This window comes from Streptomyces sp. NPDC002018, assembly GCF_042890865.1.
Lineage (GTDB): Bacteria > Actinomycetota > Actinomycetes > Streptomycetales > Streptomycetaceae > Streptomyces.
Genome location: NZ_JBIASO010000030.1, coordinates 15,618 through 38,064, shown reverse-complemented (window position 1 = coordinate 38,064; position 22,447 = coordinate 15,618). Strand labels below are relative to the sequence as shown.

Sequence of the window (22,447 nt, the reverse complement as noted above, 5' to 3'; positions counted from 1 at the left end):
CTCGGACTCCCGTTGCTCTGGGCACCCTCCTGCCCATACCGCCTGCCACGGGGGTCACCATGCAGAACCCACCCGGCGTCGCTGGCCACGACTGGTTGATCAGGGCGAGCCCCCGGATGGCCCGGCCCGACGACGCGGCCTGTCCCACCCACCGACGCACCGCGATGCGGCCCCTGCTCGTCGCCGACCCGGCCGTGCCGTTCCGGCGGCCACCCCGCGAGGAGTTCGCATTCGGCCCGCTGTTCACCGCCCTCGACCTGCTGGAACACGACGGATGGTCGGTGGAGCGGGTACGCGAGGAACTCCGGGGCACCCGCGGTCCCTTCCGGGGATGGGGCGGCCCGGTCCACCCCGCCCACCTGGCCTGGACCGCCCACGCCCTGGAGCGCTACGTGGCCGCCCGTACCCGCGAACAGGCAGCCGCCGTCGAGACCGGGCTGCCTGAGACCAAGCCGGTGAAGCAGCCATGGACGTGGCGCACTCCCCGCACGGACGCTCCCGACGCCCGTGGCGCCCGGCAGTACGAGCACACCCTCTGGGGCCGCATGTACGCCTCCTCCGACGGAAAGGTGCGCGACCTGTGGCTGCCTTCCATGGGCCGGGCCAAGACCGGCCGCCCCGACGCGGAGCTCGGGGCCGTGGCGCAGGTGATGGCCTTCGGCGCGCCCACGCCTCGCCGCAAGCAACGCGCCCAGCCTCCGCCCACCGCGACCGAGAGCACCAGCCTGCCCCGATTGGTCCGCGTCTTCGATGTCGGGTGCGCCGACGGGTCCGTGGAGGAGCTGCTCTGCGAAGACCCCGCCGAGGCGAGGCAGCGGTTCAGGGACGACGCTGTGCCTGCCTTCGTCACGGCTGCCACCGAACTCGGCGTGCAGCCCGGGGAGAGCTGTGTCGACTGCAAGGCCATCGCCGGCTGCACGGATCTGAAACGCACCCCGCGGCTGTGGGGCGGGCGCTCTCCGGCTCTCGCACGCCAACGCCGCTCCGTCTCCGTCTGGGACCTGCGGCTGCACGCCGAGTGCCCCGCCCAATACCACCTTGTGCGGCGACTGCACCTCAACGACCTCTCGGCCGAGGACCGGGGGGCACGGCGCGGCCGAGCCGTCGACGCCTGGCTCGACGCAGAGCACGCCGAACGCCCGGTGCGCGGCTGCCGGGACCGCGAGATCCCCGAGCCGACGGCGGTGCGGGCCAGGGCCGGACTCGACGACACCTCCGCACGCGAGGCTGCCGGGATGCTCGCGGAACACCGGCTCCTGTGCCCCCTCAACGGACTTGACGCCGACGAGCAGGTGCTCGTGCAGCATCGGGTCACGGCCTACGTGCCCGAACTCGACATCGTCGTCCTCGCCGTACCCGACCTGGTGTACACCCACCGCGGCCGGTGGATCTGGCGCGAAACCAAGACGTCGGCCCGCCCGCTGTGGGAACGCGATTCGCTGCTCCACACCTATCCCCAACTTGCCCTGGGTGTACTGCTGTTCCACGCGGGCGCGCTCGGCGACGACCCGCGCCGCTCCTGGGTCGAACTGGAGCACCTACGTGAAGGCCACGGTGAGAGTCGGCTCGAACCCATCGACCCCGGCCGCGCCGAGAACGTCGACGAAGCCCGGGCCGTCATCGCCGAACTCGCCCAGCCGCTCCTGGACGACACCACCTACGAACCGAGGACCGGACGCCACTGCCACGGCTGTCAGGCCCGGACCTGGTGTCGGCCCGGCACCGCCTACGTCACCGACCATCCGCGCCCGCCGAGCCCCGACACGCAGACCTCGCCGCGAGGAGACGCCACGCCCCATGCCTGACCAACAGCTCGTACCGGACTGGCTGTCCAACCCCGATGTCGTCCTCCTGCGGGACGTGGCCACCGCCGTAGTGCACCTGGCGGCCGTCGACCGCCTCGACTCCTTCACTCTGCCCTACCCGGCCGGCGCGCAGCGGGCCCTGGATGCCCTGGTACTCCAGTGCCTGCGCAACGGCGCCAAGCCCCCGTCCGGGGTGCCCGAGATGATGCGCTGGGCCCACGCCCGCCCCTTGGGCAGCTGGCCCCTAGACCGACTGCCCACCGACCTGTTCGACACCGCGGACCGGCTGATCGACGAGGATTCCGGAGAACCCGCGCAGCTCTGCCACGAGCTCGCCGTGCAGGGGTATGGCGACAGCACCGGACGGCAGTACGACCGCCTGGTGATCCACGAGGCCCTGCGCGCCTGTCGGGCCGTGTCGTCACCCGAGTCGTACACGGCCTTCCGTCGCCTCCTGGTGAATCAGCCCGTCCTCACCGAGGCGGACTGGGCTGAGGTGAGCACCGACCTCTTCCTCGACCCCGTGCGCTTCCTCGTCGAGGAGATCTATGCCCCCGTCCCGCTCGGGTTCCGCCGGGACGGCGCGTACCTGTGCTGTCATCGCTGCCTGACCCTGCTCCATCCGGTGTCCGACACCGAGTGGTGGTGCGAGCGCGACCAGTGCCGGCACCAAGGTCCCCCACCGCACGGCCGGGAACTCGTCGCGTCCGAGGTGGGCGAGCTGCGTCAACTGCGGAAACCCCTGCGGCAGTTCGTCACCGGGCCCGGACGCGCCGAGGTCTTTCTGGAGGGCGAGCTACGCGCCCTGGGCCTCACCGTCGAGATGTGGCCGGGCTTCGACGCGTACGACCTTCGCATCTCTTTCCCCGACGGTCACGTGTGGGCCGTCGACGTCAAGGACTGGGCACACCCCGCCTTCCTCGGACGCGCCGCCACCGCCGTCCGCCCCGAGCCCCCGTACGACGAAGCCTGTTGGGTGGTGCCCGCATTCCGGGTGCGCGCCCGCCGTGACTACCTGGCCATGTACGCCAAGGAGCGGGGCGCGGGGGCGGGCGGTCTGCGGCTGCTGACGGACGACCAGCTGAAACGGACCGCGCGGCTACGGCTGTCCGGCGAACGCGGGCCGGACGCGTCCATCGCGCCTCTGCACACCGTGCCCCGGGCCAGGGAGCACGGCGGGGCACGCACAGCGTCGTCCCGGTCCGGAAACCAGACCGCGGCGACCGACCGCACCGGGAAGAAGGGAGCAGACCATGCGTGACCGCAGCAGCTGGTACCAGCCGGTCGTCGCCGCACTGAGGCCTTGGCCCGAAGAACACGCCGGGACCCGGCCCGCTCTGCTCTGCCAGGTCGAGCTCGCCCTGCGGCTGATGGAGACCGTGGCGCCCGGTCACGCTGCCGACGGGGCGTGGACGCTCCTCGGCGGCTACGGCCTCGCCTTCGCGCGGGCCTCGAAGCTCCCCACTGGCACCACCGAACAGGTCGCGCTGGCCGCGGCCCGGCACCTGCTCTGGCCGATGCGCCGCGGCCGGATGTGGCAGCAGAGCCTGGACGCCTACCTGGAACTGCCCGAACGGCTGCGCGCGTACCGCGTCCCGGCGGCCGGGGAGCCCGCCCATCGAGTCCCCCTCAAGGTGGCGGCCGACCGCTTCACCACCTACGACGACGCGCTCGCGAACCTCCCCGGCTTCGCCACGAAGGTGCTTCCCCCGGCGGAGGCGGGCGAACACCGCTTCATGGACCGCCGCCACCGGCGCACTTCCGTCACGGTCCCCGCCGATCTCGTGCGGGACCCCTTCCCCGGCCACCCCCTCACCGCCGAACGCCCGGCCACCGCAGGCCCCCTCGACGTGCCACTCGACGAACTCGCCGACGTCGCACGGTGGATGGACGCGGAGGAGCAGCGGCGCGGGCTCAAGGCGGGGGACTGGGAGCAGCGTCTCGCCCAACTCGACCTCGACACCCGTACCCCGGACGGGACAGACTTCGAAGCGGCGTCCGCGCTGCCGCTCGACCGGCTCACCCACCTCGTCGGCATGGTCGGCGCCGGTAAGTCGACCTTGATGACCCTGCTCGCCGTCTGGGCGTACCACAACGGCCTGCGCATCACTCTCGTCGTCGGCGACGTGGCCGAACAGCTGACGCTGACCGAGCTGTTCCGCACGCTCGGCCTGAGCGCCGCCCTGGTGCAGGGGGGCACGACGCGGCTCCAGCACACCCAGCGGCTGCACCGCAGACTCGCCGCACGGGGAGAACACTCCCTACTGGCTCACACCGGACCCGTCTTCGCCCACCTCAGCACTGCCTGCCCGCTGGACGCCCTGCGCGCACTCGACACGTCCGAGCCCCTGCGCTACACCGACGCACCGTGCGGTGCCCTTCACCCCGCTCGGCGCCAGGAGACCGCCGAGGAGCCCGCGGCCGAGCGCGCGGTACGCGAGCTCGAACGAGCCCGAGGCGCCGTCGACAGGCAGGGCGCCACGGACGACAACGATACCGACGAGGAGGACCTGGGCACCCCGCACGCCTGCCCGCTGTGGAGTGTCTGCCCCCGACACTCTGCCGCGCGTGACCTCGTGGACGCGCTGATCTGGGTGGCCAACCCGGCCAGTCTCGTCCAGACGGCGGTTCCGCGTCAGCTCAACGCCGAGCGCCTGCGCTATCTGGAGCTGGCCTGCCTGCGCAGCGACATCGTCGTCGTCGACGAGGCCGACCGCGTACAGATGCAGCTCGACCAGATGTTCGCCCCGTCGGCCACGCTCGTCACCACCGGTGTCTCCGACTCCTGGCTCGACCAGCTGCAGACCCACGAGATCGCCGAACTCGCCCGGCAGGGACGGCTCCAGCTCTCCGACCAGGACGTGGAACGGTGGTCCGCCGCCCTGGACGTCGTTGGTTCTGCCGCGGACCGGCTGTACGCCATGCTCATCGACGACGGAGCGCTGCGGGACTGGGCGCAGATCGACTACTTCAGTGCGTGGACCCTCCAGGAGAAGCTGCTGCACGCCTGGTACCCGCTGACGCGAGGCCAGGCCGCCGGGCGACCGGACAGCACGAGCGAAGGGGACGTCGAAGACGAGAGCGCACTCTACGAGGACGAAGACGGGCTTGGGGCCGATGGCGACTCCCCTGTCCCCGACGCTCCCTGGGCGCAGCGACGCACGGATATTACCGGGTTCTTCGACACGTTCCGCGACGATCCGCTCGGCGGACGCGGCCCCTATGGAACCCCCGCCGACGAGCTCACCGCCCTCGCCCACGACGTGCTGCACACCCTCGACGAGAAACAGACACGGCGCCGTGTCCGCACCCTCCTCGACTCCCTCCTTGTCGGAGCGCCGGGCCCGGAACAGCGCCCCATGCCCGCCGCCGAGCGAGGCAAGGAGTCTGCCCCCGAGGACGTACCACTCACCGAGGAGTGGCGTGAACTCAACGCACGGCGGCTGGAGTTCACACTCGTCCTCGCCGCCCTGCACCAACGCCTGGACCGGGTGACGTTCCTGTGGCCTCAAGTGGAGGCAGCGCTACGGCTGGACTCCGCGGCCCACGAGCTGACCCGCCGCCCGCCCCTCGACTACGCGCCACTGCTGCCCGAAGCGCCCATGGGCAACGTCCTGGGCTTCCAGTACCTGGTGGACGAACGGGCCGCCGCCCGCAACAAGGACGGGCACCGCACCGGCACCCTGCGCTTCTTCCGTTGCGCGGGCGTGGGCCGGGAACTGCTTCTGGGTCTTCACCAGCTCGGCGCCGACCCAGGCCTCGGCAAGGCAGGCCCACACGTGCTGCTGATGTCGGGCACCAGTTGGGCCGGCACCTCTACCCGGGCCCACGTCCTCGCCCCCGTCCGCGCCGTACTGAAACCGCAGCGCAAGGCTCTCGATGCTATCCGGAAGACCGCGTTCCGCACCGAGTTCCTCTACGACGCCGCAGGACAGCCGATCCGGCTCTCCGGCCAGGACCCCGACCAGCGAGAGGACGTCCTGCGCCTGATGATCGACCGGCTCGCCCGGTCCCGGAGCGACGGCAACTCCTCCCCTCTCCAGAGCGAACTCGCTCAGATCCCCGACCAGCGCCGCAAGCGTGCCCTGCTTCTGGTGGGCAGCTACAAGGAAGCCAAGGTGGCCGCCACCGCCCTGAACGAGATCCCGCGCTGGCGTGGCCGGGTACGAGTCCTGGCCGCCGACGACGCCGAACTGGAGGCCGCTGTCGATGGGACGGCGCCGACGGGGAGCCAGGCGCCGGGCACGGGATCAGGTGCGGGAGCGGTCCGGCGTGGGGACCTCGCGTCCTTCGCCGACGACCCGGACGCCGAACTGCTCGTGGCGCCCCTCCTCGCCGTGGAGCGAGGACACAACATCCTCACCGCCCCCCAACGGCCCGGCGAGGAGAAGGTGGCGGCGTTCGGAACGGTGTTCTTCCTGGTCCGCCCGCATCCCCGCCCTGACGACCTGTCCCTGGCGGTCTTCGCCATCAACGACTGGGCGACGCGGTTCGTACGCGGTCAGCTGAAGCTGCCGGACGAAGGGACGTTCAGCGACATGGTCACCCAGGCCGGGGACTTGAACGCGGCAGGCAGTGCTTTCAGGACCACCGCACGCGGCGTGTGGCGGCACGTACTGTCACGGCCCTACATCTACTCCTCGCTCTCCGATGACGAGAAGAAGTCCTTCGTCTGGGACCAGCTCGTCACCATCTGGCAAGTCATCGGGCGCCTCGTCCGCGGTGGCGTACCCGCCCGCGTCGTGTTCGTCGACGCGGCCTTCGCACCGCAACTCGCTGCGGCACAGGCCCCCTTCACCGGCCAGGGCCGGCGTCCACGCCGCGCAGGCGACCCCGGGCTGCTGGTCAGGCTACGGGACATTCTGGCGCCGTACTTCGCCCACACCGACAAGGTCACCGGCACCGTCGAGTACGGCGCGCGCACCGATCCCGCCGACGCCGCACTCGTCAAGCTGCTCTACCGCCCGCTGTACGAAGCACTGTGCGCCATGGGGACGTCACCCGGCCCGCGACCGATCGACTGAAATACGTCAACCACCGCCCTGAACAGCACTGTTGGCGAGCAACCGCACCGCCTACGTATGGACATCGCATGGAGAACCGATATGTACAAGAACATCCGCCGATCCGCCTACCACCTGGCCGAGGAGGGCACCCCCTGGACCGAGGACTTCCACGCACTTCCCTTCCCCGAACACTGGCATGCCGGACTCCTCGAACTGCACAACCACGGGCGGGACGAGGAGAAGCGGCAGCCGACGCTGCCCACCCGCCGACTCGACGGCGTGCTCCAGACCCTCGCCCCCGACGTGATCGTCCGCCCCCGGCCGCGGATCCCCGTGGAACCGGGGCCGCAGGCCGCCGAGGACTTCTGGATGTATGTACCGGCCTCGGCGCCCGACCCCCTCCCGGGCCGTTCCATGCAGCAACTCCTCGATGCCTGGCTGCGTACCCTCGGCCCCAAGGACTCCGCACAGGATCCCCGGTTCCGCTCACTGTTGCTCGCGAGCAGCACCGAGCTGAAGCAGAACCTGCCCGAGTGGCAGCCGGTCACAGGCGTCGAACTCCTCACCACCCCGACCACCGGGGGCGGCACAGCCGCCCCGGAACCGCGCCAGTTCCAACTCGCCACCGACGCCCTGGCACGCCGCATCCTGACCCTCGATCCCTTCCCGTTCGAGGGCGGGGAGCTGCGGTTCCGAGCGCTGCCCCGCGGGCCTCGGGACCAGGGCGCGGAACTCATGTCGCAACCTCTGTGCCGGACCATCAAACGCAAGGAGTGGTGGTTCTCCGTCCTCCTGAACATCTCCCTGCACACCACGCCCTTCGACCCCAGGCCGCGGCTCCACCTGCACTGGGGTGTACGCCGCTGGGCGACCCTTCCTCGGGCCACCACCAAACGCCTCAACCTGCCCTACCGGGAGGCCACTACGGTCTACCTGCGGCCCACCATCCCCTGGCTGCCGGGCGCACCGGCCACCGAACGCTACGCACTGGCACGCCTGCGCCGCGACCGGGCCGCCGACACCTTCGTCTGGTCGGAGAACGACACCGCCGGCATCCTGCGCGGACTCAGCCTCGCCGGCAACTTCCCCGACCCCGAACAGCTCCTCACCGAACCGGTTTCCTGGATCGGCGAGGGCCTCGGCGTCCGCGCCGCCGTGGTCCACAGCACCAGAATGGGCAAGCACGAGATCGGCACCGGCTTCATGCCCAACCAGCGGGCCCAGCTCACCGAATGGGCCGAGCAGGCCCTCCCTGAAACACTGGCCCGGGTACCCGACCTCACGCGCGGACGCGGCAAGGGCATCGGCGCTCCGGAGAACCGGCGGCCCAAGCCCAGGACCGACGAGGCCAAGAAGAGCGAGCTGCTGCGTGAGACCCGGGCACGGCGCGTGGCACTCGCGGCACAAGCCCGGATCGCCTCCCACGGCCCGGAACAGGCCGACCCGCCCATGGTGGAGGCTCGGCTGCTGTGGCAGTCGCCCGAGGTACGCAGCGAGGCAGTGGAACAGTTCGCCAAGGCCCTGGGCCTCGACGGCGACGGCGGCGCCAGTGCCGCCCACGTCACGGACCGGGACTTCGACGAGGCCACGCCCGGAGCACCGGTCGTCCTGGAGTGGCGGACGGCGGAGGTCACACTCCGGCTGCGCTGCCTGCCCCTCGCCGACGGACTGGGCGACCGGCTCGTGCCCGACCCGGCCGTCAAGGGCAAAGGCGCGGCGCTCGCGGCTGCCGTCGCCGGACGGCGCCGCGCCCTGCGCGCATGGCTCCGCACGGACGGCGCGGACCCCTTCCGCCCCGAACTCGCCCTCGTGGAAGTCGCACACCGCAGCACATTCCGCCCGGCGTCGACGGACCCCAAGTTCGCCATCCGCCTCGGGTGCGCCGACGCGGGCCTGTTGACTCAGTTCGTCGTCACCCCGTCCACCGACCGGCAGATCGACAATGCGGAAAGCCTCGACCACCGCACGTGCAGCTCGTGGCTCGACGGACTGCGCCAGCTCGGCGTCCGCGTCCTGCCCCAGCACACCCTCGGTGACGATCTTCCGGACTCGCTGCAATACGCGGCGGTGTGGATGGTGAAACGTCGTAAGGACGGCCCGACCCGGTTGCCCAAACACCTGCCTGTGGCCGTCCTCGTCACCCCGCTCCCGGCCGGGGAAGGCCTTGCAGCCGTACGCGGCTGGGATGACACCGCGGGGGAATGGGTGCCCTACCCGCAGTTCCTCCTCGGTCTGGTGAAACAGGCGGAGATCGACCCCGAAGCGTTCACGGAACCCGGGACTCCAGACGATGACGCATGTCCCGATGCCCCTAGGGTCACCGGCAAGCAGTGGCGCAGCAACCTCGCCCAACAGCGCAGGGAGACCGCAGCATTCCTCCAACGCGTGCTGCACTCCCTCCGAGGGCAACCCACCGCACTGATCACCCACGCTCAGAACAGCCGACTGCACTGGCCCTGGCTCCAGGACGGCCAGACCGAACGCGATCTGATCAAGACCGGCCACGCCCCAGCAGGACGACTGGACGACGAACTGCGCCTCGTACGCGTGCGCGGATGCGGCGGTCGCGAGAGCGCCCAGTGGTGGGGGCTGGCCGACCCGGGCAAGCCCCACGGACAGCCGGCCGGCTTCTGGGCACAGGATCCCCAGCAGCAGTACAGGGCTTCATCGCGCGAGCGGATCTTCTACAGCACCACTGAACGCCCCGGAACCCATGCGATCTCCCCCGCACTCGACCGCCTCGCTACCCGGGTCAACGCAGCAGGCAACCTCACCTCGCAGGCGGGCACCAGCGCCTGGAACCCGACCCTGGTGGAGATCGCGGTACTGGGCTGCCACGAAGATGACGATCCAGCTGCCCCCGTACCGGAAAAGCCCGACGACCCCGAGGCGCTGGCCCTCGCCGTGCACCAGCTCCGCCAGGCCCCGGACTACGCCGCTGCCCTCTCTCTCCCCCTCCCACTCCACCTCGCGGGGCTGGCCCAGGCATATGTCCTCCCGACACTCGCCGACGGCGACCGGATTCCGAACGAGGGGTCGGACACACCTGCTGGAAACCAGAGCATGGAGGACCCAGATCTCGCCGACGCGGCCGGACTGTCCACGACGCCGGACGACGAGGCCGAGACTGCCCACGACTGACGACGGGATCGACACCTACGCGGTGCCCTGACGACGGAGGACACCGGTATCCACAGGACCTGTGTTCTGAGAGACCGACGACAGCCCCTGCATGCACCTATCTCTACTCGTGTGCGCGGTCAGCGGAGGAAGGCGGAACACTGGGGTGACCGTGACCAGTTCGGGTCTGGCCGCGACGTCGGTCACGTCGCCATCGGCCCCCTCGCCGCCGGCGCGGTCAGGCGTTTCCCTCGCTCATCCCGTTCCAGGGTTCGAACCTGCAACCGCTTACCCGACAGCACGTCTGACGAGCCAAGTCACCCCCGCCGGCCGTTCCCGCATCTCACGGTCGGCAAGGGGTTGCCGGTCATCGCCTCGGCGCTAGCGTCCAGTGCACGTCGCCTGAATCCGGGCAGATCCACCACCCTTCCAAAACGCCGTTCGCCGTCAGATGGCTGAGCACACCGTGGAACCCTTGATCGCGCAGGCCACAGTCACGGATGATCCGGTCGCACTCACTCAGTCCCTCCCCCGAGGACGGATCGCTGCGCGCCGCGAGATAGACGCCCGACAGTCGCAGCTGCGGCTCTGCCCCACCGATCCGGGCAGGGCACCCGGTGCGCAACGCCCAGTCGGCCGCGCGTCGCCGGTCGGGGAGGGCCGGTGACTGGGCGAGCAGCGTGGCGTCGCGAAGCTCCGCAGCCACCCCGGCCGCTCCGGGACCGTTCACCATGCTTGCCCACCGCGCCTGTTCCAACTCGCGGCAGGCCTGCACCGGATCGATACGAAGGCTGCGCAGCAGGCCCGCACGGAGTTCGACGTGCAGGTACGCGTTCATGCGCAGGGCGCACTGCAGGGCGAGGAGCCTCGCCCCGGCGGACACGTCCGCGGGCAGGGCCGCGGCCAGGTAGCTGAGGATCTCGCTCACGCGGACACGCTCCCCCGGCTGGGCCGGGGACCGCGCGGCCGGGCGGAAGGCGGGTGGAACGGTGCGGCCAGCACGGTGTCGGGCACGACGGCGGCCTGGGCGGTTGCCGCGGCGCAGGCGCCGCAGGCGTCGGCGAGGCGCCAGACACGGCCGCCACGTTCGCAAGCCAGGAGCAGGCGGATGGGCCCCGCGCACCCGCGGTGACGGCGGTGCCAACGGCAGCCGCGTTCATGACACTGACAGATCCGCAGGTGAGGAGCGCTCAGGTCGCCGCGGGCATGCCGGGCGAGGTGAGCAAGGGCCGCCGAGCGCGCGGACTGCGCGGTGACCCGCTGGCCGTCCTGGGGACAGTGCTGGCAAACGAGAACGAGCCCGCCGGTCTGGCATCGCAGTTCCACCGTCCAGGTCCGCGCCGCCTGTGGACACACGGTGCGCAGCCTCATGGGCGTGTGTCCCTCCCTTCCCGGTCCGGCGCCAGCCCCACCGCGCGGTACGGCGGGACGGCCGACACCGTAGTGCAGACCCCTGCCCTCCCACCGGTGGAGCCATCGGGAGAAATAGGGCAGAGGTCTGCACTGACAGGGCAGAGGTCTGCACCGTCGGATGGTTGGGTGACGATCTTGCCGCCCGATCCGGACCTCGACGCCCTCCGACTGGTGCTCGGGCGTCTGCGGGCTGAGCGCGGGTGGAGCTACGACGAGCTCGCCTCCCGCAGCGGCCTGGGCAGGCGCACTGTGATCGAGATCGAGCAGGGCCGCACCGTCGGCACCCTCAAGACATGGCACGCCCTCGCACACGCCCTGGACACACCGCTCGACGAGCTCTTCGCCACCCTCTGCCACGAGCACGGCCTCCCCGGCACCGACGACAGCTCCGACAGCTGATACGGGCCCGTCCAGCGCCGGCGGCGATTCACTCGATCCGGCAACGCCCTAACGCCGAGGACGCTACCTGGCCTTCAACAAGGACATCGCGCAGGACGCCGCAGCCCGCTTCCCGTCCACGGTGCAGTGCCGGACCGCCCACGCCACCGCCTTCGCCGCACTCGGACACCGCTATGCCGACCGACTCAACAGCCCCCGCCAGCCGGCCTGGAAGACCGGACAGTCCCTCGGCATCCTCCGCCCCGTACGGATCGCCGACCACGAGATCAGCCAGAGAACCCTGTCCCACAACGTGCTGCGCACCGTCACCCGCTTCTGCCACTCCGCCGACAGCGCACTGGCCCAACACCACGTGCCGCGCCTACGCGGCCTCGACGCCCCGCCGCCCATCGGCAGTTCGCCGAACTCGTGCTCCCCTTCGCCGCCAAGGCATGGGCGGACCTGCAGCGTCCCGACCACGGCATCGTCCGCTTCGAACACGACCACTACCTCAAAATGTGGGCGCTGACCAGGCCGAAGATCGAGGCCGACTTCCTTCTCCTCGACGAGGCCCAGGACACTAACCCGGTGCTGGAGCAGGTGTTCACCGCACAGCGCGACCACGCCCAGCTCGTCATGGTCGGCGACTCCGCCCAAGCCATCTACAGCTGGCGGGGCGCAACCGACGTGATGACTGGCTTCGACGCCGAACAGCTGACCCTCACCCGCTCGTTCCGCTTCGGGCCACAGATCGCCAACGAGGCCAACCGGTGGCTCGCGCTCGCCGACGCCCCTATCCGGCTGACGGGCACCACCAGCGTTCCCGCAGAGGTCAGCAGCGTCGACCACCCCGACGCCGTGCTGTGCCGCACCAACATCGGCGCCATGACAGAGGTCATGCGTCTGCTCGGCGAAGGACACCGCGTAGCCCTCACCCGGGGAGGCCAGCAACTGGCCCAACTCGCCTCTGCCGCACGTGACTTGAAGGAAGGGCGCCGCACTCATCACCCCGAGCTGGTGCTGTTCGCGTCCTGGGGCGACTTGCAGGACTACGCCACCTACGATCCGGCCGGCTGCGACCTGCAGCCCTTCGTCGACATCGTCGACACCCACGGTCCCGACGCCATCCTCGCTGCCGTGTCCGACCTCACCGAGGAAGCACACGCCGACGTCACCGTCTCCACCGCCCACAAAGCCAAAGGCCGCGAATGGCCGACCGTCAGGATCGGCAACGACTTCTCCAAACCGAAGGACCCCAACTCCGGCACGAGCGCGGCCGACCAGGCCCCGGAAGTAAGCGGCACGGACGCCCGTCTCGCCTACGTCGCCGTCACCCGTGCCCGCCACCAACTCGACCTCGGCGGCCTGGCACGGAACGCCACCCCTCAGGAGAACGGGAGTGGTTGACGCCGCAGACATCGAGGGGCAGCCAGTTCCCCAGCCCGTCCACGACCAGGGCGGCCGAGTGGTGGACTAGCCAGTCGACTCGGTCATCTCGCAAGCCTTGTGCAGCACACTCAACCTCTCGCTGGTGTCGTCACAGGTAGAGCTACTTCCAGTTGCAGAGAGTCAACGGCGGCAACCATGATTTGCCAACTATCCTTCTCATGATTTGCCAACAAGGATTCTCCACCCGCTCCCGACCTGCGCGTCTCAGACCATGATTCGCCAACTAAAGTTCTCGGTCACACCTGTGCCGAAACCGGGGCCGGGTCGGGTCCGGGTCCGGGTCGCGGTGGGGGCGGGTCGCGGTCGGGTCCGGTGAAAGACGTGGGAGATTTTTTCGGGGGGCTGTCGATCCGGGCGTTCCCCGTTCGACGCAGGGGTGAGAGGCGGGGAGAGTCCCCGCCCTCCCGACCGAGGAGTCACCATGCCGCGTTTTCTGACGATGGTCCGTATCGACGAGCAGAACGGCCCCACCGAGGACTCGGGCCCCCAGTTCGACGAGCGGATGGGCGCGCTGTTCGAGGAGATCACCAAGGCCGGGGTCATGGTGGAGACGGCCGGGCTCGCCCCGACCTCCGAGGGCACCCGGATCACCTGGTCCGGTGGCAAGCTCAGCTACACCGACGGGCCCTTCACCGAGAGCAAGGAGGTCATCGGCGGCTACTCCATCACCCGCTGCGCGAACAAGGCCGAGGCCGTGGAGTGGGCCAAGCGGTTCGTCGAGCTCCACCCGGAGCAGTGGGACGTCACCGTCGAGGTCCGTGAGATCGTCGAGGACTGACCGGAGACCGCGGACCCGGGGTCGCGCTTGCTCCGCCACCGTACGGCTGTTCTGATGGGTGGCTGTGACGGCACGAAGCGCGACGGAAACGGTCGAAGCGGTATTCAGGATCGAGTCCGCGCGGATCATCGCCGGTGTCACCCGCATCGTGCGGGACGTGGGCATCGCGGAGGAACTGGCGCAGGACGCTCTGGTCGCCGCGCTGGAGCGGTGGCCCGAGTCGGGCGTCCCGGACAGACCGGGCGCCTGGCTCATGGCCACCGCCAAGCACCGCGCCATCGATCTCGTACGCCGCAAGGAGACCTACGCGCGCAAGCTGGCGGAGGTCGGGCGGACGCTGGAGGACGTGCCCCCGCCCGATCCCGCGGACTCCTGCGACCCCGACAACACCGACAACACCGACGCCATCGACGACGACCTGCTGCGGCTGATCTTCACCGCGTGCCATCCCGTGCTGTCCACGGAGGCCCGGATCGCGCTCACCCTGCGGCTGCTGGGCGGGCTGACGACGGAGGAGATCGCCCGCGCGTATCTGGCCCCGGAGCCGACGGTCGCCCAGCGCATCGTCCGCGCGAAGCGGGCGCTCGCCAAGGCCGGGGTCCCCTTCGAGGTCCCGTACGGCTCCGACCGGGCCGCCCGTCTCTCGTCGGTCCTCGATGTCATCTACCTCATCTTCAACGAGGGCTACTCCGCGACGGCCGGTGACGACCTGGTGCGCCCGGCCCTGTGCGAGGACGCGCTGCGCCTCGGCCGGGTCCTGGCGGCTCTGATGCCCGGGGAACCGGAGGTCCAGGGGCTGGTGGCGCTGCTGGAGTTCCAGGCCTCCCGTATCGCGGCCCGCACGGGCCCCGACGGCGAGCCGGTGCTGCTCGCCGACCAGAACCGCGCCCGGTGGAACCGTATGCTCATCCGCCGCGGCACCGAGGCCCTGCTCCGGGCGGGCGACGGCCCGTACTCCGTCCAGGCGGCGATCGCCGCGTGCCATGCGCGGACGATCCGTTACGAGGACACGGACTGGACGACGATCGCCGCGCTGTACGGGCGGCTGATGGTCCTGACGCCCTCCCCGGTGGTGGAGCTGAACCGGGCGGTCGCCGTCTCGATGGCGGAGGGCCCGGCGGCCGGTCTGAAGCTGGTGGACGCGCTGGCCGGGGAACCCGCCCTGAAGGGCTACCACCTGCTGCCGAGCGTGCGCGGGGATCTGCTGGAGCGCCTGGGGCGTCAGGAGGAGGCGCGCGCGGAGTTCGCACGCGCGGCGACGCTGACCCGCAACGCGCGCGAACGGGAACTGCTCCTGGAACGGGCGGCGCGCCACCCGGCGCCCTGACCCCAGGGTTTTTCCCCGGCGCCCGGACGCGCGGGCGGACGGGGCACGGGCTGGCGAACCGGCGGACGGGCGGACGGGCGGACGGGCGGTTCAGTAGCCGGTCGGACGCACCAGCCCCGTCTCGTACGCGAAGACCGCGACCTGGGTGCGGTCGCGCAGGCCCAGCTTGACCAGGATCCGGCCCACATGGGTCTTCACGGTCTGTTCCGCCACCACCAGGGACGCGGCGATCTCCGCGTTCGACAGCCCCTGGGCGATCAGGGACAGCACCTCGGTCTCCCGTTCCGTCAGATCACCGACCCGGTCCTTGAGGGGGGCGCGGGGCGCGGCCGTCATCCGTGAGAACTCGGCGATCAGCCGTTTGGTGATGTTCGGGGCGAGCAGGGCGTCGCCCTCCGCCACCACCCGTACGGCTCGGGCCAGTTCGGCGGCCGACGCGTCCTTCAGCAGAAAGCCCGACGCGCCCGCGCGCAGCGCCTCGTACACATACTCGTCGAGGTCGAAGGTGGTCAGGATCAGCACCTTGACGGTGGCACCGGGCGGGCCGGTGATACGGCGCGTCGCCTCGATGCCGCCGATGCCCGGCATCCGTATGTCCATCAGCACCACGTCGGGGGCGAGACCGGCGACCTTGGCGATCGCGTCGAGGCCGTCCACGGCCTGGCCGACGACCTGGATCCCGGGCTCGGCGTCGAGCAGGACGGTGAGTCCCTGACGGACCATCATCTGGTCGTCGGCGATCAGCACACGGATGGCGCCCGCCGCCCCGGCCCCCGGCTCGGCCGTCGTCCCTGCCCCCGGCTCGGCCGTCGTCCCGGTCATGCGGTGTCCTCGACGGGTTCGGCGGGAGCGACCGGGCCGTCAGGTCCGTCGCGTCGGTCGGGGCCGGCAGGGCTGGTGGGGCTGGTGGGGCTGGTGGGAACGACCGGGCCGGGTGGGGCGGCGGGCCCGGCCGCGCGGGCCGGGGCCCCCGTGGGCAGCGTGGCGATCACTTCCCAGCCTCCCTCCGGGGTGGCCCCGGTCGCCAGTTCCCCGCCCAGCATCGCGGTGCGCTCGCGCATGCCGAGCAGGCCATGCCCGTCTCCCGGCGGGGGCGGTGACGGCGGCGAGGGAGGTGAGGGCCGCGCGGACGGGGACGGCCGCGCGGACGGGGAAAGGGACGCCGGGGCCGCCCGGCCGGGAGCCGTGTTCGTGACCCGGACCGTGATCCCCGACGCGTGATATCCGGTCTCCACCCGTACCTCCGCCCCCGGCGCGTGCCGCATCACATTGCTGAGCGCCTCCTGCACGATACGGAACGCCGACAGTCCGACGCCCGGCGGCAGCGGACGCGGTTCCCCGACCGTGCGCGTCGTGATCTCGACCCCGGCGCCGCGCACATTGGCGACCAGCTCGTCCAGCCGGTCGAGGGTGGGCTGCGGGGCGTGCCGCGCGCCGTCGGCGAGCGCGTCCTCGGAGCGCAGTACGCCGAGCACCCGGCGCAGTTCGGTGAGCGCCTCGACCGCGTTCTCACGGATGCCCGCGAGATTCTCCCTCAGCTCGTCGGACGGGTTCTCGGCCAGATGCGGGGCGGCCTGCGCCTGGATGGAGATCACCGACATATGGTGGGCGACCACATCGTGCAGCTCGCGCGCGATCCGGTTGCGCTCCTCCAGCAGGGTGCGCCGGGCCCGTTCCTCCGCGGTGATCTCCTCCTGTACGACCAGTTCCCTACGGGCCACCTGACGGCCGCGCAGCGCGGCCCCGACCACCACGGCGATCACCAGGATCGCGATCACGACGCGGACGCCCCCCTGGTAACCGGGGGCGAGCGCGCCGCAGAGCAGGGCCGTCAGGGCGCTGATCACCAGCACCTCGACGGCGATCCGGGGGCGGACCCGCAGGGCGACCAGGAACACCGCCAGGGCCTGGATGGCGAACCCGCCGTCGGTCCAGGGGGACATCGACATACCGGCGGCGGGGTGTGCGAGCCACGCGACCGCGACCGTGGCGAGCATCGAGGCCCACCAGGCGGGCACGGGGAGGAACGGGGCGGCGACGAGCGCCACCGACTGGATCAGTGCGAGCAGGACCCCGTTGGGCATCCCGATCCCGTAGTTGGAGGAGTACTGCTCCATATGGAGGATGAACAGGAGCGGCGCGAAGACCACCAGCGGCGCCACCACGGCGGGCCGCCACTCCAGCCAGCGGGACCGCCCCACGCGCGGCGGCGGAACGGCGGCCGTGGTCCACAGATCCTCGCGCAGCACCCTCGCCGCGGTCCTTACGGCCTCCGCCGGCCGCTTCGGACCGGGCCGCCACCGCCTCCCCGCGGAGTTCGCCGCGGGATCGCCCCCAGGATTCGCCACGGGATTCACCCTAGGCATTCCGTACCTCCTTCTCCCGGTCGGGACGCCCCTCGCCCACGACCCGGCCGCCCCTTCGCGGCCGTCCTTGCCCGTGCGCACGGAGTTCGTACGTACGGAACGCCGCCCAGCACACGAGCAGCGCCACCGCGAACACCGGCAGCCACAGCAGCCGGGCGAGCACCCAGCCGGCCCCGTCCGGCACGGTGTGCAGACCGGGCAGCGGGGTGCCCGCCGCCAGACCGAGGGCGGTGACCGCGATCATCGCGGTCTGGTGCCAGAGGAAGACCGTCATCGCGGACAGGTTCAGCAGAGCCACCGCCGCCCACGCCACCGGCCGTTCCAGCCGGCGGCGCAGCGGGCCGAGCAGCAGAAGGGCCGCCCCGCACTGGGTCAGGCCGAAGGTGACGGCCGCCAGGGTCGGCGGGTCGAGGTTGGAGACCTCGGCGCCGGGCACCCCGACCATGGACGCCGGGTAGCCCGCGAACAGGATCAGCACGGCCGTGGCGGTGCCGCCGCCGGCCAGCAGCGCCCATCCCGTCGTCCGTCCGGGCATACCGTGCCGCGCCCAGAGCGCGCCGAGGCAGTACGGTACGAGCCAGCCCGCGGCCACATTGAGTCCGCCCAGCGAGGCGAGCCCGCCCGGTGGGGCGAGCCCGCCCGGTGAGGCGAGCCCGCCCGGTGAGCCCGCGTCGGCCGGGGCCGCGAGACCGAACCGGAACAGGTCGACGTACAGCACGACGGCGAGCGGCCACAGCGGGTGCAACCGCGCGACCAGCGGGGTCGCGGCGGTCAGGGCGGCGAAGACCAGCAGGAACCAGAGGGGCGAGAGGATCAGCCGGTAGAGGGTGTGCACGGTCTCGAACCCGGCCCCCGAGGCCAGCATCGCGCCCGCCGCCACCGCCCACACCGTCACCACGGCGGCCACCGGCCGGAACAGCCGTGCCATCCGGTTGCCGAGCCAGGCGCCGTACGTCGTGCCCCGGGCGCGGGCCGACCCGTAACTCTTCGCGCCCATCTGGCCGCCGACCAGGAAGAAGACGGCGAGGGTCTGGAACACCCAGGACACCGGGGCCAGTTGGGGCAGGTACTGGAGCGGGCTGCTGGCACGTACCGTACCGCTGTCGGCCACCAGGGCGGTCACCAGCCAGTGTCCGAGCACCACCCCGAGGATGGCGAAGGCACGCAGGGCGTCGACGGCACGGTCGCGGTCGGGCGGGGTGGCGGCGTCGATCCGCCGGACGAGGTCACGCATGACGGGCCGCCCCGGCAGGGGCCCGGACGGACGGGGCCGGTCCGGAGACGATCCGGGCGAGGTTCCGCAGCGATACGGAACCGGGCTTCAGATAGTCGCTGTGGCCGCCCGCGCCCGCGTCGAAGACCTGGGCGCCGAACTCCTTCGACACCGGGTCGGGCCCGAACCCGAGCGTGGTGAAGGGCAGTCGCAGCCTTCCGTGCGGGACCTCGGCTATCCAGTCGCCGGCGCCCCGGCCCGCCCAGACCGTGGCCGTGGTGCGCATCGCCGCGGCGTCGTCGACACCGGCGCCGGGGCTGCCGTACAGCACGATCGCGGCGGCCCGTACGTCCGGGGCGGCCAGCGCGCAGACCACCGAACCGTAGGAGTGACAGAGCAGCGTGGTCCGGGCCGTGGGCCTGATGGCGCCCAACTCGCCCAGGAAGGAACGGAGTCGGGGGGCCGCGTCCTGGGCGCGTCCCGGTGTCAGGGCCTCGGGGCTCACCGTGCCGGGAGTCCGGTAGCCCAGCCAGGCGATGACGGCGGCCCCGGCGCCGAGTTCGCGCCGGAGCGCCTCCGCTCCGGCGCGGAAGCGCCCGTACCGGTCGAGGCCGGTGTCCGACCCCGGCACCAGCACGGCGATCCGCCCGGCGTGCGCCAGATCGCCGAACACCTCGGCGGTGCGCCCGCCGTCGCGGCCGTCGAAGGAGAGGAACCGGCGCGCCGGGTCCGCCATGGCGCGCAGCGCGGCGGCCCGTCTTCGGTCGCCGTGAGCGGCGGCCGTCCGTCCGGCCGCGACAACACCGGCGCGGTTGGCGGCGTACCGGGCGTCGAGCGCGGCGCCGAGGGCGGCGGGGGACGCCGCCGTCAGCGGGGCGAGGCGGGCCGGGGCGGGCGCCGGGACCGCGGTGGGGCGGGCCGCGCCGGACACCGGGACCGCCACCGACGCGACGACGAGCGCGGCGAGCAGAGCGCGGCGCCACCGGCCCCCGGACGGGCGGTCGCCGGACGGATGGTCGCCGCGCGGACGGCTTCTGTGCGGACGGCTGCCGTGCGGGCGGTCGCCGCGCGGACGGCTACCGAGCGGGCGGTCGCCGTGCGGACGGCCACCGAGCGGGCGGTCGCCGCGCGAGCGGCCGAGCGGGTGGAGCTCGCCCGGACGGCTGCCGAACGGGCGGTTCCTGCGCGGGCGGAGCGCCATAGGGGGTGGTCCTTCCGTACCGGATGTCCTTCGTGCTTCCAGTACGGAAGGTAGGGATCACGCCCCCTGGTCGGCGTCCCGCCGGGGAGCTCACCTCGCGCGTAGCTCCCAGGTACTACGGGTAGGGGGTGCCGCCGCTGCGGGGAGGGGGTGCCGCCGCACACCGCCGCACACGGCGAAGGGGGGGTCTGCCGGAACCCCGTTCGGCTGGACCCCCGGTCGGCCGGGACCCCGGTGGAGTCAGGCCCCTTTGACGGGTCGCGGGGCCGTCCCGGCGGTGTTGGCTGGAGGGGTCCCACCGACCGGGCCGTCCGGGCCCGGCGGGCACCCTGCCAGGGGCCCGGGGGCCTCCCCCGGAACACCACGCGCACCCCGGGGGCACTTCCCCCGAACACCACGCGGATCCGGGTGGGCACTTCCCCGGAACACCACGCAGAGAGGCACATCCGATGACGGAGCACACTTACCTCACCACCCCGTTCGATGCCCGGTCCACCGCCGCGGACGTGGTCGCCGGTACCGATCTCACCGGCCGTCGCGCCATCGTGACCGGCGCGGCCTCCGGTATCGGGGTCGAGACCGCACGGGCGCTCGCGGGCGCGGGCGCGGAGGTGACACTGGCGGTACGGAACACCGAGGCCGGTGAGAAGGTCGCGGAGGACATCCGGGCGGACACCGGCGGCAAGCGGGTCCAGGTCGCACCGCTGGATCTCACCGACCAGCGGTCCGTGGCCGCCTTCACCGCCGCGTGGGACGGTCCGCTCCACATCCTCGTGAACAACGCGGGGGTGATGATGGCGCCGGAGACACGGACGCCGGAGGGCTGGGAGTTGCAGTTCGCCACCAACCATCTCGGCCACTTCGCGCTCGCCACCGGGCTGCACCCCGCCCTGGCGGCGGCCGGCGGGGCCCGGGTCGTGTCGCTCAGCTCGGTGGGGCACATCGGGAGCCCGGTGGACTTCGACGACATCGACTTCGTCACGCGTCCGTACGACCCCGAGATCGCCTACGCGCAGTCCAAGACGGCCAACGCCCTCTTCGCCGTCGAGGCCCACCGGCGCTGGGCCGGCGACGGTGTCACCGTCAACGCGGTGCACCCCGGGGCGATCCTGTCGAATCTGACGCGCCACATGGACCAGGAGCAGCTCGCCGCCGCGATCGCCAAGGGCGCCTACGTCTTCAAGACACCGGAACAGGGCGCGGCCACGTCCGTACTGGTCGCGGCCTCACCGCTGCTCGACGGTGTGGGCGGCCGGTACTTCGAGGACTGCAACGAGGCCCGGCCGCATGTGCCGGGCGGACCGCGTGAAGGCGTCGCGGCCCACGCGCTGGACCCCGACGCGGCGGCGCGTCTGTGGCAGGTGTCCCTCGACATGATCGCCACGGCGGGGCGCGGCCCGAGCGCGTAGCGGCGCACGGCAGCGCGCGGCGGTCACCCGCCCGACGACACCGGCCCGGGACGGCGGACACCCGCCGCGGGACGAGGGACGGCGGTCAGGGGCGGACACCGCCCCGGGACGGGCGGCGGCCAGGGACGGGCGGCGGCCAGGGACGGGCGGCGGCCAGGGACGACGGATACCTGTCCGGGACGGACACCGCCCCGGGACGGACAGCAGCCCGGTACGGACCCCGGCCAACGGACGCGGACGCCGACCCACGGACGCGAACCCCGGCCCACGGACGGGGACGCCGCCCGCGCCGTACGGCGGGAGCGCCCGGTGATCTCAGCCGCCGCCGCGCCGCGCCGCCGCGGGCTCCTTCGGCCCCCGGGCCGCGGGCTCCTTGGGGCGGGCCCGTACGTGCATCCGTTCGCCCTGCTGTCCGAACAGGCTGAGGACCTCGACCGGCTCCGGGCCCGCGCAGGCGAAGGCGTGCGGGGTGCGGGTGTCGAACTCGGCGGCCTCGCCGGCGGTGAGCACGAGATCGTGCTCGGCCAGCCGCAGCCGCAGCCGTCCGGCCAGGACGTAGAGCCACTCGTAGCCCTCGTGCACCCGCTGCTCCAGATCCCCGCAGTCGGCCTTGCCCGGCGGCATGACCAGCTTGTACGCGTGCAGTCCGCCGAGATGGCGGGTCAGCGGTACGAAGGTCCTGCCGTCGCGGGTGAAGGGGCGGGGATGGACCCGGGGATCGCCCGTGGTCGGCGCGTCCACCAGTTCGTCCAGGGGTACGCCGTACGCCTTCGCCAGCGGCAGGAGCAGTTCCAGGGTGGGCTTGCGCTGCCCGGACTCCAGCCGCGACAGCGTGCTGAGGGAGATCCCGGTCGACTCGCTGAGCTGGGCCAGTGTGGTGCCCCGGTCCCGCCGCAGGGCCCGCAGACGCGGGCCCACGGCGGTCAGGACGGCGGAGAGGTCGTCGTCTGCCATGCCTCCATTTGCCGTCCCGGCAAGAAGG

14 protein-coding genes and 1 pseudogene are annotated in these 22,447 nt (G+C 72.1%); 9 read left to right on the top strand and 6 right to left on the bottom strand.

What is annotated here, in order from left to right:
* Nucleotides 1-59: 59 nt before the first annotated feature.
* From ACFYYH_RS32105 to ACFYYH_RS32090, 4 genes are all read left to right on the top strand, one after another.
* A complete protein-coding gene (locus tag ACFYYH_RS32105) occupies nucleotides 60-1,805 on the top strand; it encodes a PD-(D/E)XK nuclease family protein (protein ID WP_388558640.1) in 1,746 nt (581 codons plus the stop codon).
* Nucleotides 1,798-3,066: a hypothetical protein gene (locus ACFYYH_RS32100; protein WP_388558637.1), complete on the top strand. Its 1,269-nt coding sequence runs from the start codon at nucleotides 1,798-1,800 to the stop codon at nucleotides 3,064-3,066. The genes ACFYYH_RS32105 and ACFYYH_RS32100 overlap by 8 nt, the downstream gene beginning before the upstream one ends.
* Complete coding sequence (locus ACFYYH_RS32095; RefSeq protein ID WP_388558634.1) at nucleotides 3,059-6,829, top strand: hypothetical protein; 3,771 nt, start codon at nucleotides 3,059-3,061, stop codon at nucleotides 6,827-6,829. The genes ACFYYH_RS32100 and ACFYYH_RS32095 overlap by 8 nt, the downstream gene beginning before the upstream one ends.
* 81 nt (nucleotides 6,830-6,910) lie before the next feature.
* On the top strand, nucleotides 6,911-9,952 hold the full coding sequence (locus tag ACFYYH_RS32090) for a pPIWI_RE module domain-containing protein (protein WP_388558631.1): 3,042 nt from the start codon (nucleotides 6,911-6,913) through the stop codon (nucleotides 9,950-9,952).
* A 346-nt stretch (nucleotides 9,953-10,298) separates the two neighbouring features.
* Here the strand turns inward: ACFYYH_RS32090 and ACFYYH_RS32085 are convergent, their stop codons facing one another.
* On the bottom strand, nucleotides 10,299-10,859 hold the full coding sequence (locus ACFYYH_RS32085; protein ID WP_388558628.1) for a hypothetical protein: 561 nt from the start codon (nucleotides 10,857-10,859) through the stop codon (nucleotides 10,299-10,301).
* Between the two features lie 611 nt (nucleotides 10,860-11,470).
* Between ACFYYH_RS32085 and ACFYYH_RS32080 the strand changes: the two genes are divergently transcribed.
* The 4 genes and pseudogenes from ACFYYH_RS32080 to ACFYYH_RS32065 all read left to right on the top strand — a co-directional run bounded on the left by ACFYYH_RS32080 (nucleotide 11,471) and on the right by ACFYYH_RS32065 (nucleotide 15,276).
* Nucleotides 11,471-11,743 carry a helix-turn-helix transcriptional regulator gene (locus tag ACFYYH_RS32080; RefSeq protein WP_388558625.1) on the top strand — a complete coding sequence of 91 codons (273 nt, stop codon included), beginning with the start codon at nucleotides 11,471-11,473 and terminating at the stop codon, nucleotides 11,741-11,743.
* A 52-nt stretch (nucleotides 11,744-11,795) separates the two neighbouring features.
* A pseudogene (locus ACFYYH_RS32075) lies at nucleotides 11,796-13,129 on the top strand (UvrD-helicase domain-containing protein); the annotation flags it as partial.
* A gap of 463 nt (nucleotides 13,130-13,592) precedes the next feature.
* Entirely contained in the window at nucleotides 13,593-13,949 is a 357-nt protein-coding gene (locus ACFYYH_RS32070; protein ID WP_388558622.1) for a YciI family protein, read from the top strand.
* Between the two features lie 58 nt (nucleotides 13,950-14,007).
* Complete coding sequence (locus ACFYYH_RS32065; RefSeq protein WP_388558619.1) at nucleotides 14,008-15,276, top strand: RNA polymerase sigma factor; 1,269 nt, start codon at nucleotides 14,008-14,010, stop codon at nucleotides 15,274-15,276.
* Between the two features lie 90 nt (nucleotides 15,277-15,366).
* Here the strand turns inward: ACFYYH_RS32065 and ACFYYH_RS32060 are convergent, their stop codons facing one another.
* The 4 genes from ACFYYH_RS32060 to ACFYYH_RS32045 are packed head-to-tail and all read right to left on the bottom strand — an operon-like array spanning nucleotide 15,367 to nucleotide 19,825.
* Nucleotides 15,367-16,098, bottom strand: a complete 732-nt coding sequence (locus ACFYYH_RS32060; RefSeq protein ID WP_388558616.1) for a response regulator — start codon at nucleotides 16,096-16,098, stop codon at nucleotides 15,367-15,369.
* Nucleotides 16,095-17,642: a sensor histidine kinase gene (locus ACFYYH_RS32055; protein WP_388558613.1), complete on the bottom strand. Its 1,548-nt coding sequence runs from the start codon at nucleotides 17,640-17,642 to the stop codon at nucleotides 16,095-16,097. The genes ACFYYH_RS32060 and ACFYYH_RS32055 overlap by 4 nt, the downstream gene beginning before the upstream one ends.
* Nucleotides 17,635-18,876, bottom strand: a complete 1,242-nt coding sequence (locus tag ACFYYH_RS32050) for an acyltransferase (protein WP_388558610.1) — start codon at nucleotides 18,874-18,876, stop codon at nucleotides 17,635-17,637. The genes ACFYYH_RS32055 and ACFYYH_RS32050 overlap by 8 nt, the downstream gene beginning before the upstream one ends.
* Nucleotides 18,869-19,825 carry an alpha/beta hydrolase gene (locus ACFYYH_RS32045; protein WP_388558692.1) on the bottom strand — a complete coding sequence of 319 codons (957 nt, stop codon included), beginning with the start codon at nucleotides 19,823-19,825 and terminating at the stop codon, nucleotides 18,869-18,871. The genes ACFYYH_RS32050 and ACFYYH_RS32045 overlap by 8 nt, the downstream gene beginning before the upstream one ends.
* Nucleotides 19,826-20,505: 680 nt before the next feature.
* On the opposite strand from ACFYYH_RS32045, the gene ACFYYH_RS32040 reads away from it, so the two are divergent.
* The gene (locus tag ACFYYH_RS32040; protein ID WP_388558607.1) at nucleotides 20,506-21,465 is read left to right on the top strand and encodes an SDR family NAD(P)-dependent oxidoreductase; all 960 of its coding nucleotides are present in this window, start codon (nucleotides 20,506-20,508) and stop codon (nucleotides 21,463-21,465) included.
* A 315-nt stretch (nucleotides 21,466-21,780) separates the two neighbouring features.
* Here the strand turns inward: ACFYYH_RS32040 and ACFYYH_RS32035 are convergent, their stop codons facing one another.
* Nucleotides 21,781-22,419: a helix-turn-helix domain-containing protein gene (locus ACFYYH_RS32035; protein ID WP_388558604.1), complete on the bottom strand. Its 639-nt coding sequence runs from the start codon at nucleotides 22,417-22,419 to the stop codon at nucleotides 21,781-21,783.
* Nucleotides 22,420-22,447 lie beyond the last annotated feature (28 nt).

Bases quoted from the DNA above. Each gene is read 5' to 3' on its own strand.
- ACFYYH_RS32040 (WP_388558607.1), top strand. From the start codon at position 20,506: ATGACGGAGCACACTTACCTCACCACCCCGTTCGATGCCCGGTCCACC.
- ACFYYH_RS32105 (WP_388558640.1), top strand. From the start codon at position 60: ATGCAGAACCCACCCGGCGTCGCTGGCCACGACTGGTTGATCAGGGCG.
- ACFYYH_RS32070 (WP_388558622.1), top strand. From the start codon at position 13,593: ATGCCGCGTTTTCTGACGATGGTCCGTATCGACGAGCAGAACGGCCCC.
- ACFYYH_RS32050 (WP_388558610.1), bottom strand. From the start codon at position 18,876: ATGCGTGACCTCGTCCGGCGGATCGACGCCGCCACCCCGCCCGACCGC.
- ACFYYH_RS32095 (WP_388558634.1), top strand. From the start codon at position 3,059: ATGCGTGACCGCAGCAGCTGGTACCAGCCGGTCGTCGCCGCACTGAGG.
- ACFYYH_RS32090 (WP_388558631.1), top strand. From the start codon at position 6,911: ATGTACAAGAACATCCGCCGATCCGCCTACCACCTGGCCGAGGAGGGC.
- ACFYYH_RS32055 (WP_388558613.1), bottom strand. From the start codon at position 17,642: ATGCCTAGGGTGAATCCCGTGGCGAATCCTGGGGGCGATCCCGCGGCG.
- ACFYYH_RS32035 (WP_388558604.1), bottom strand. From the start codon at position 22,419: ATGGCAGACGACGACCTCTCCGCCGTCCTGACCGCCGTGGGCCCGCGT.
- ACFYYH_RS32060 (WP_388558616.1), bottom strand. From the start codon at position 16,098: ATGACCGGGACGACGGCCGAGCCGGGGGCAGGGACGACGGCCGAGCCG.
- ACFYYH_RS32100 (WP_388558637.1), top strand. From the start codon at position 1,798: ATGCCTGACCAACAGCTCGTACCGGACTGGCTGTCCAACCCCGATGTC.